The sequence below is a fragment of the Shewanella sp. BJSY2023SW007 genome (genome assembly GCF_047314525.1).
Lineage (GTDB): Bacteria > Pseudomonadota > Gammaproteobacteria > Enterobacterales > Shewanellaceae > Shewanella > Shewanella chilikensis.
This window is the reverse complement of sequence record NZ_JBKORL010000082.1, coordinates 1-3,412: the sequence shown is the minus strand read 5'-3', so window position 1 is coordinate 3,412 and position 3,412 is coordinate 1. Positions and strand designations below refer to the sequence as shown.

The following is a 3,412-nucleotide window of genomic DNA, read 5'->3' as shown; positions in this document are numbered from 1 at the left end:
ATGGTGTACACAGCTTTGCTGACAAAGCGGCCATTCTCTTTGATTTTATAGTGAATAGCATCAAGCCAGAGGATGGGATACAGGGCTTCTAAATCACGTTCACGCCAAGCCTGAAGCTCAGGTAGCAGTTTATCAGTAATGGCGCTAATGGTGCCATTGGGGACTTCAATGCCGTAGATATCGGCGATATGGGCACGAATATCCTGATAACTTGTGCCCAGTGAAAATAGCGCAATGATTTTCCGCTCCATCTCATCGGTCAGGTATGTCTGGTTCTTTTTTACAACTTGAGGCTCGAAGGTGCCATCTCGGTCACGCGGAGTATGCAGCTCAAAGCTACCGGTAGCGGTCTTCAGTGTCTTACTGGTCTTGCCATTTCTGCGATTACCAGGCTGCTTATCTTCAAGATGTTGGTCGAGCTCAACATTGAGGGCCGCTTCAGTAAGCTGTTTAATGAGTGGGGTGAGAATACCATCTTTGCCGGTCAGGTCTTTACCTGCACGCAGAGCTTCAATGGCGGCTTCCATGTCGAATGTAGGTTTGGTCATTTGAATATCCTTTTGGGTGTATATTACTCAAATGACACAGATTTATGAACACTACCGTGATCAATGCCGACACTATTCGGGCAGAAGGTTTCACTTCGGTCGATCAATTATTGCAGGCACAAACCTCCATGGCTGGTGCGGCTATTGGCTCAACCACCAATAATGGTGCCGATGGTGTAGCTCAGGTCGATTTGCGAGGTATGGGCGCTAAGCGCACCTTGGTACTGCTTAATGGCCGCCGTATGGTCAATTCCGGCTCCGGTGCCGATAGTGCCGTGGATTTGAATTCTATTCCTGTGGCTATGATTGCCCGGGTGGAAATTCTCAAAGACGGGGCTTCTGCGGTATACGGTTCCGATGCCATTGCCGGTGTAGTTAACATTATCACCAAGAAAGACTTTGAAGGCTTACAGTTGGATTTTAACGGCAGCGGAACCGACAAGGGTGACGGTGAAACCGGGGAATTGAGTCTGTTGTATGGTTTCAACACAGATAATGGCGGCAACTACACTTTTGGCGCGGCGTACTCTGACCGTCGTGGCGTGATCCAGAGTGACCGTGATTGGACAAAGCCTGGTGCCAGTTCTTTCATCCCAACCGGTTCTCTGGCCGGTATGGTCAAAGACGCCAACGGTAACTGGGTTAAGCGCAGTACTGGTTATGATTTCACCAAAGACAGTTGGTTTCAAACGCCAAGCAAGCGCTACAGCCTGTTTGCCAACATGATCCAGGAGCTGGGCAATGAACTGGTATTGTCAGGTGACATACTGTACACCAAGCGTAAGTCCGATCAGCAAATGGCGCCGCAGCCTGCCGATATCATGTTAGGAGTTTGTGGTCAGGCAAGAGTGAATCCTAACCGTTGTATTACCTTGGATCAGTCTATGTTGGCTGCAGGTATAAAGGCGGACAAGACAGGGCGAGTCAATTATCGTCGTCGTACCAATGATGTTGGGCCGCGTATTTATAATCAGGATGTCGATATTCTGCGTGCTTCTCTTGCTCTGCAAGGCACGTTGGATATCAATACAGGTATGACTTGGGATTTGTCTTATACCTATGGCAAGAATAAGGCCGATACCTGGGTTGAAAACTCTATCAATGCTGAAAAGATGACAAACTCAGTTTACAAGAATCAAGACGCCTGGCTCAGCGGTGCGCCATTGACCCAAGAGATCATCAATGACATAGGCTTTACCGAACGTAACGACGGTGGTAACGAACAACATGTGCTCGCCGGTGTATTGAGTGGTGAGTTGTTTGAGCTGGCTGCCGGTCCTGTCAGTTTTGCTATCGGAACGGAATATCGCTATGACAGCGGATACTTTACCCCGGATCCTGTGATTGTCGCCGGTAAAGGGACAGCTGCTCAGCAAGACCCAACCGACGGTAACTATAATGTTATTTCAATCTATCAGGAGGTTAGTGTACCTTTCAGCGACAAGCTGACAGGTGAATTTGCCCTGCGTTTCGATGATTACTCTACTTTCGGTAAGGCGTCTACCTGGAAGGTAGGACTGACCTATGAAGCGACCGATGAACTTATGCTGCGCGCCGTGGCTGCCACAGGTTTTCGGGCGCCAAATGTCAGTGAACTCTATGGCGGTAACACAGGATCTTACGACTACTTGGAAGACCCGTGGAAGAATGCCCAAGATCCACAAATTTTGGTCAACTATACCTCAGATCCGAATCTGAAGCCCGAGGAGTCAGAGTCCTATTCTGCCGGCTTGGTTTATTCACCGGGTTTTATTGATGGAATGTCTCTGACCTTGGATTACTGGCGTTTTCGGGTAACCAATGCCATTACTCGCCTGGATGCGCAAAAAGGGCTGAAAGATTGTCATGCCGGTAAACAGGTTGCGTGCGAAACTTTCAAAATCACACCATCCGGTGACTTATCCAAGTTCACCAACCCGCTGACCAACGTGGGAAGCCAGAACACCAGTGGTATCGACTTCAACCTGGCTTACAGTTTTGAAGGCCTGGGGCTGGACTGGAAGATCAATAATGACCTGACCTATCTGCTGAAATTTGAGCAGAATGGTGTGGCCTATGACGGTACTATTGACGGTAACTTTGGCGCCTATGCAAAGGTTCGCAATAACCTCAGCATCCAGGCAACTCGTGGTGACTGGAGCCTGATGTATTACAACCGTTATATAGATAAGATGGACGATATCCATACCAAGTACGATAAGAATAATAAACCTTACACAGCGGTTGCCAAGGCGGATGCTGTTCTGTACCACAACATTGTCGGTACCTATCACTTCACCGATGCCTTGACAGCTTCTCTGGGGGTGAAAAACCTGACAGATGAAGAGCCTTCATTTGTATCCAATGGCAGTGATGGAGGAACTGTTCCTGAGGTTTATGACACCATAGGTCGTCAAATCTACGGTGGTGTAACTTATAAGTTCTAGGCCATCTCATAAAATGAAAAAGCGCCCGAGGGCGGGTAATGCCGTTCACTTAGTGTGAACGGCATTTTTCTTAGGCTTAATGGGATACTTGTTTTTACTCATTTTTAACGCACGTGGATAGGCTCTATCCCGTTTCCCATCAAGCTTGAACTGCCTCGCATTACGCACTATGTCCAAGACATCTCTCGGGACATTCCCAGGCGTTTGAGATGACAGCTGAGTCAGTTTAAAAATGATATAACTCGACGCATCTCTAAAGCTTAATTGGTTCGGATGTAACGACGGTAAGCTTTTAGCCATCAACACCATCTTGTATCTGATGAGGTTATAGGCCAACAGTACTCCCCACAATTCTTGGATAACCAGCTCTGGCAATTGACTGCGTAACGTAAAGCGACTCTCCAGAAGATGCTGCTTCATCTCCCGATAGCCCACTTC

Annotated in this window: 2 protein-coding genes and 1 pseudogene; 1 reads left to right on the top strand and 2 read right to left on the bottom strand. The window is 48.0% G+C overall.

What is annotated here, in order from left to right:
- On the bottom strand, positions 1-548 hold a 548-nt coding region (locus ACMHXE_RS13890; RefSeq protein ID WP_413732083.1), incomplete at its 3' end, for a transposase.
- Positions 549-592: 44 nt separating this feature from the next.
- On the opposite strand from ACMHXE_RS13890, the gene ACMHXE_RS13885 reads away from it, so the two are divergent.
- A complete protein-coding gene (locus tag ACMHXE_RS13885; protein ID WP_413732554.1) occupies positions 593-2,974 on the top strand; it encodes a TonB-dependent receptor in 2,382 nt (793 codons plus the stop codon).
- A 45-nt stretch (positions 2,975-3,019) separates the two neighbouring features.
- Here the strand turns inward: ACMHXE_RS13885 and ACMHXE_RS13880 are convergent.
- Positions 3,020-3,412: pseudogene (locus tag ACMHXE_RS13880) on the bottom strand (IS4 family transposase); the annotation flags it as partial.